5 protein-coding genes and 1 pseudogene are annotated in these 6,193 nt (G+C 67.8%); 4 read left to right on the forward strand and 2 right to left on the reverse strand.

The window, feature by feature from the left end:
- The coding region (locus AC27KI_RS17060; protein ID WP_487114896.1) for a Tar ligand binding domain-containing protein at positions 1-675 on the reverse strand (675 nt) is incomplete at its 3' end.
- A 217-nt stretch (positions 676-892) separates the two neighbouring features.
- Between AC27KI_RS17060 and AC27KI_RS17065 the strand changes: the two genes are divergently transcribed.
- Positions 893-2,074, forward strand: coding sequence for a class I SAM-dependent rRNA methyltransferase (locus AC27KI_RS17065; protein WP_487114898.1), 1,182 nt, complete (start codon positions 893-895; stop codon positions 2,072-2,074).
- Between the two features lie 10 nt (positions 2,075-2,084).
- Here AC27KI_RS17065 and AC27KI_RS17070 read toward each other — a convergent pair whose 3' ends face one another.
- Positions 2,085-3,389, reverse strand: coding sequence for a sensor domain-containing diguanylate cyclase (locus AC27KI_RS17070; protein WP_487114900.1), 1,305 nt, complete (start codon positions 3,387-3,389; stop codon positions 2,085-2,087).
- A 207-nt stretch (positions 3,390-3,596) separates the two neighbouring features.
- Between AC27KI_RS17070 and AC27KI_RS17075 the strand changes: the two genes are divergently transcribed.
- The 3 genes and pseudogenes from AC27KI_RS17075 to AC27KI_RS17085 all read left to right on the forward strand — a co-directional run.
- Positions 3,597-4,679, forward strand: coding sequence for a CobW family GTP-binding protein (locus tag AC27KI_RS17075; protein WP_487090207.1), 1,083 nt, complete (start codon positions 3,597-3,599; stop codon positions 4,677-4,679).
- Positions 4,680-4,854: 175 nt separating this feature from the next.
- Positions 4,855-5,592, forward strand: coding sequence for an RNA polymerase-binding protein DksA (gene dksA / locus AC27KI_RS17080; protein ID WP_272567197.1), 738 nt, complete (start codon positions 4,855-4,857; stop codon positions 5,590-5,592).
- Positions 5,593-5,646: 54 nt separating this feature from the next.
- Positions 5,647-6,193, forward strand: a pseudogene (locus tag AC27KI_RS17085) (hypothetical protein); the annotation flags it as partial.

Consider the following 6,193-nt stretch of genomic DNA (forward strand, 5'->3'; position numbering starts at 1 on the left):
GGCGGTGGCGGGCTCGGCGCCCAGTTCGCGCAGGATGCTGCGCGCCACGAGGTAGCCGAAGCCGAGCGCGGCCAGCACGCCCGCCGCCACGGCCACCACGATCCCCAGGCGGGTGTCGGCGAAGGCCACCTCGGCGGCTTCGTAGTCGGCCTGCGCCGTGTCCAGTTGCACCTGCGTGAGGGACGACAGCACCGTCTGCAGCGGGTCGAGCGCCGGGTACATCTCGCGGGCGGCGAAGGCGGTCAGCCCCGGGATGTCGCCGGCGTCCAGCAGGCCCTCGAGCCGCGCCACCGCCGCATCGGCGGCCAGTTGCAGCGGGCGAAATTGCGCGACCAGCCGGCGCTCCTCGCCGATCAGCGGGGCGGACAGGTAGGCCGACCACTGGGCGTCGATGTCCTTGCGTGCGCTGGCGATCGAGTCGAGGCCCTGGCGGGGCGTCATGGCGCCGTCGCGCACCTTGTGCGCCGTGTCCACGACGTTCACGGCATAGGCGTCCGCCACGATCTTGATCTGCTTGAGCGGCACGACACGGTCGTGATAGACCGACACGAGTGCGGCATTGGAGCCCGCCATGCCCAGCAGGCCGGCGGCGCCGACGCCGGCGGCGAGCAGGCACAGGAGGGCCAGGAGCAGGGCCAGGCGGGTGGCGACTTTCAAAGGACCGAAGTGCAGCATGTGGTGTTTTCTCCCTGAAATTGTTGGAATGCTTGGTGTTTGGATGTGCGTCTCCTGCCAGGGGGCTGGAGATGGGGTGGATGGTAGGAATCTGTGAGCGGATGTTTCTCAACAATGCTCAAATGTTGCTTTGCATCCTCCCGGCCTGGCCGCGCGCCACCGGGCCCGCGCCATGGCTTTCGCCGGGGCGGCGCACGGGCATCGCACAATCGCGGGCATGAAAACCCTACGCCTTCGACCCGGCAAAGAGCGCTCCCTGCTGCGCCGCCACCCCTGGATCTTCGAATCGGCCATCGCCAAGGGCGGCGGCGACAGCGGCGAGACCGTGCGCGTGGAGTCGCACGAGGGCCAGTTCCTGGCCTGGGCCGCGTTCAGCCCGACCTCGCGCATCCGCGCACGTGTGTGGAGCTTCGACGAAGCCCAGCGCATCGACGCTTCTTTTTTCATAGCAGCATGCCGGCGTTCCATATGCGCCAGAGGCCGATTCGGCATTGAAAGCGATGGGGTGCGCCTGGTGCATGGCGAGTCCGACGGGCTGCCCGGCCTGATCGTGGACCGCTATGGCGACACCCTGGTGGCGCAGTTCACCAGCGCCGGCACCGAGCGCTGGAAGGCCGTGATCGCCGACGCGCTGCTGCAGGAAACCGGGCTGGCGCGCCTCTACGAACGCTCCGATGCCAGCGTGCGTGGGCTGGAAGGGCTGGAGCCCGCCACCGGCTGGCTGCGCGGCGAGGGCGAGACGGGCCTGTCGATCCGCGAGCACGGCTGGCGCCTGACGCTGGACATCGCCGAAGGCCACAAGACCGGCTTCTATCTGGACCAGCGCGACAGCCGCAAGCGCTTCGCCGACGCCACGCAGCGCCTGGGCTTTCAGCGCGTGCTCAACTGCTATTGCTACACGGGCGGGTTCACCGTCGCGGCGCTCTCGGGCGGGGCGGGGCACGTGACCTCGATCGATTCGTCCGGCCCGGCGCTGGAGCGCGCCCAGGCGCACGTGGCCCTGAACGGCTTCGAGGCCGGGCGTGCGGATTTCCTCGATGCCGACGTGAACGCCTCGCTGCGGCAGTTCCTCAAGGAAGGGCGCACCTTCGACGCCATCGTGCTGGACCCGCCGAAGTTCGCGCCCACCGCCGCGCACGCCGACCGGGCCGCGCGCGCCTACAAAGACATCAACCGCCTGGCGCTGCAGCTGCTGGAGCCGGGCGGCATGCTGTACACCTTCTCGTGCTCGGGCGGCATCAGCGCCGACCTGTTCCACAAGATCGTCGCCTCGGCCGGGGCCGATGCGGGGGTGGACGGCTTCATCCTGGAGCGCCTGGGCGGCGCGCCCGACCACCCCATGACGCTGGAGTTTCCCGAGGGCGAATACCTCAAGGGCCTGGCGGTAATGCGCAAATAGCCGGCCGCGCTCAGCCGCCCGCGCCGAACACCTCGACGCGCCCGCGGCCGTAGTGCTTGGCCCGGTAGCAGGCCACGTCGGCATCGTGCAGCACCACGTCGGGGCTGTCGCTGTGGCTGGAGAAGACGCGCACCCCCACGCTGGCGCCCACGCGGAAGCGGGCGCCTTCGGCAGCGAAGTCCTGCTGGTGGATGGCCTGGACGATCTTCGCCCCCACGGCCTGCGCCTGCTGCGTCTCGCAGGCCTGCAGCACCACGACGAACTCGTCGCCGCCGATGCGCACCAGCGTGTTGGCCATGCGCACCGACTGGCGCAGCAGCACCGCCACCTGGCACAGCACCTGGTCGCCCGCGCCGTGGCCCGCCGCGTCGTTCACGGCCTTGAAACCGTCCAGGTCGATGTACAGCAGGGCATGCGGCCCGGGCTGGCCGGACAGCGTCTGCACGATGGAATGCAGTCCGCGCCGGTTCTGCAGGCCCGTGAGTGCATCGTGCAGGCTTTCCTCGCGCAACTGGTCCGTCAGCGCGCGCAGTTCGTCCTGGCGCCGCTTGTCGGTGCTGATGTCGGTGTGGAAGGCGCAGGTCTGCCCGTCGGCCATGCGGTTCATGGCCACCCGCACCCAGCGGCCGCCGGGCAGCGGCACCTCGAACGGCACCCCGGCGAAGTTCAGGCTGTCGTGCAGGGCGGCAACGATGTCTTCGGCGCGCGCCGCGTATTCGTCCGGGGCGCAGGCCGATGCCCAATGCTGGCGCACCACCTCGGCGTAGCTGCGCCCGAGCGCCGCCACCTTCGAGGGCAGGCCATACATGGCAAGGAAGTGGTCGCTCGCAAACACGATGCGCCCGTCGCCGCTTTGCACCGAGGCGCCGTCGCCCGCGTGTTCGAGCATCTGCAGCGCATCGCCGGCCGGCCGGTCGGCGGGAGGCGGTGCGGGCGCCTGGGTGGGCATGCGAAGGTTGGCCTCGGCCAGTTCCAGCCAGATGCGCACGCGGTGCCCGTCGCCCATGGAGGACGCCGCCACCCGCAGCCAGCGGCCCCGGTGCTGGAAGACGTAGGGGCGTGTCTGCTGCACGTGCCGCGCGATGCCGTCGGCGACATGGCGCTCCAGGTAGCGCAGGTCGTCCGGGGCCAGGCGCTGGCGGTAGAAGCGGCGCAGGTTGTCCGCGTACGGCTCGCCGGCGTGGACGTGGCCGTCGTGCTCTGGAAAGAAGCGCAGGAAGCTCTGGTTCCACAGCACGGTGCGGTGCTGGTCGTCGAAGGCGCACAGGGCGATGCCCAGGGAATCGAGCAGCGTGGCGGTCAGGCGGTAGTCCATGGCCAAAACGTATCAAAAAGCTTCTTCGATAGTCACTGTATAGCAGGCCGATGACGGTGTTGCGCTCGATGGGGGTGCTTGACAGCGCCGCTACACTGGATGATGGTCCTGCAGCCGCCTTCGCGGCCGCGCTGCAGAGGCCGCGCGCCGTGCTTTTTCTTTCTTTCCGCTTTGCGGCACCCGCTGTTTCACCCAAGGCTTTTCTCCATGTCCCTCATTCCCGCCACCATCCTGACCGGCTTCCTGGGCTCGGGCAAGACCACGCTGCTCAAGCGCCTGCTGTCCGAGGCCCACGGCCAGAAGATCGCCGTGATCGAAAACGAATTCGGCGAAGAGAACATCGACAACGACATCCTGGTCACCGAGTCCAAGGAGCAGATCGTGCAGATGAGCAACGGCTGCATCTGCTGCACCATCCGCGAGGACCTGCGCGAGACGCTGCAGCTGCTGGCCGCCAAGAAGCGCAAGGGCCTGCTCGACTTCGACCGCATCGTGATCGAGACCACGGGCCTGGCCGACCCCGGCCCCGTGGCGCAGACCTTCTTCATGGACGAAGAGATCGCCGAGACCTACCTCATCGACTCCATCATCACCCTGGTGGACGCCAAGCACGCGCCCCAGCAGCTCAACGACCGCCAGGAAGCGCGCCGCCAGGTGGGCTTCGCCGACCAGATCTTCCTGTCCAAGACCGACCTCGTGGGCAAGGAAGAGGCCGACGCCCTGATCCACCGCCTCAAGCACATGAACCCGCGCGCGCCGATCAAGGCGGTGCATTTCGGCGAGGTGCCGCTGGCCGAGGTGCTGGACCTGCGCGGCTTCAACCTGAACGCCAAGCTCGACATCGACCCGGATTTCCTCAAGGAAGACGACCACGACCACGGGCACGACCATGGGCATGACCACCACGATCACGACCACGCGCATGGCGAGCATTGCGACCACCCCTCGCATCAGCACGGCCAGGGACATGGCCACCACCATCACCACGACGATGACGTCAAGAGCTTCGTCTACCGCGCCGAGCGCCCGTTCGACCCCGCCAAGCTGGAGGACTTCCTGGGCGCCATCGTCAACATCTACGGCCCACGCATGCTGCGCTACAAGGGCGTGCTGCACATGAAGGGCACCGAGCGCAAGGTGATCTTCCAGGGCGTGCACCAGTTGATGGGCAGCGATCTGGGCCCGCAGTGGGCTGAGGGCGAGCAGCGCCTGAGCAAGATGGTCTTCATCGGCATCGACCTGCCCAAGGACATCTTTCTCCAAGGCCTGGGACAGTGCCTGGCCGAGTAGGACAGGACCCCGTTTGGGGCTTGCCGCACCGGCTTGTGTGATATCTGCCACTTTCCAGTTCGCGCCGGGCCTGGATCGATACAATCGCGCCCCGGTAAAACGCCGGAAGGCCTGCTACTGCCCCTGGAGCCGCGTCGCGTGCTCAGGGCCCGCCCCTACTGCGAGGAGACAGGAAGTGAAAGCCGAACCCAGCAAACCCGAGGCGGATGCCAAGGCACCCTCCAGCGGCACCGTCCGCGCGGCCGCCAAGGCGCCCGCCAAGTCCAAAGCCGCCGTGCCGGTGCCTGCCTCCGCGGGGCCGTCGAGCGAACCCGCGCGCAGTCCCCGGCCTTCTTCCCGTTTGGCCCAATTGACCGTACCATCCATGGCACCCGCGGTGGCCTCCACCGCCGCCAAAGCCAGCTATACACACACCATGCCTACGACCCTGCAACCGCAAAATTCCGTCGCGGCCGCCAAGAAAGATCCCAAGCTGGCCGGCAACTGGAAAACCAAGTCCGCCGAAGAGCTGAGCGACGCCGAAGTGCTCGCCATGCCGGACAGCGAGTACATGAACGAAAAGCAGCTGGCGTTCTTCCGCCACAAGCTGGTGCAGCTCAAGCAGGACATGCACAACAACGCCGGTGAAACCACCGAGCACCTGCGCGAAGACACCGTGGTCGTGCCCGATCCCGCCGACCGCGCCACCATCGAAGAAGAGCACGCCCTCGAACTGCGCACGCGCGACCGCGAACGCAAGCTGCTCAAGAAGATCGAGCAATCCATCGGCCGCATCGATGCGGGCGACTACGGCTACTGCGACGAGACGGGCGAGCCCATCGGCGTCGGCCGGCTGCTCGCGCGCCCCACGGCCACGCTGTCGCTGGAAGCGCAGCAGCGCCGCGAACTCAAGCAAAAGATGTTCGGGGACTGACCGGCCGATCCTGTCTCCCCTTTTTTGCGCGGCGAGCGACCTGAACCACCATCCATGAGCAAGGAAGAGTCTTCCCCCGGCCTGTTGTCCAAGATGGTTCGGTTCGTCCGCAACCCCACGGTCAACTGGACCGATCTCGACTCCATCGACGCCGACCGCGAAAGCCAGTACAGCAAGCAGATGCTCAAGGAGATGATCGAGCGCAAGCGCCGCAACGATTTCGTGCGGCGCCGGGAGTTCGATCAGTTGCGCAAGCTGCGCAAGCGCGAGGCCCTGCAGGGCCAGCGCACCGAAGACCCGACCGCGCGGCCTTCGTTCTTCCAGAGCAGCATGGCATCACCCGATGACCGGGCCGTCACGCTCAAGAAGATCGACGAGATCGAAGCGCAGATGTCCCAGCAGTGGTGGAAGAGCAAGAACACCCCCACGCCCAGCGAACTGGGCGACACCGCCCTCACCGATTCCACCATTGCCGCGGCCCACGACCGGGCCTTCGCGCCCACGGCGCCCGCCAGCCTGCCTGGCGTGCTGTCGGCCCCGACCGCCGTGCAGCCGCTGTTTTCGGGTGAGAGCCTGCTGCCCTCCGGCGCCCCCGAGGGGG

It is taken from the genome of Acidovorax sp. KPB24-03 (assembly GCF_057546605.1).

Bases quoted from the DNA above. Each gene is read 5' to 3' on its own strand.
- AC27KI_RS17070 (WP_487114900.1), bottom strand. From the start codon at position 3,389: ATGGACTACCGCCTGACCGCCACGCTGCTCGATTCCCTGGGCATCGCC.
- AC27KI_RS17075 (WP_487090207.1), top strand. From the start codon at position 3,597: ATGTCCCTCATTCCCGCCACCATCCTGACCGGCTTCCTGGGCTCGGGC.
- AC27KI_RS17065 (WP_487114898.1), top strand. From the start codon at position 893: ATGAAAACCCTACGCCTTCGACCCGGCAAAGAGCGCTCCCTGCTGCGC.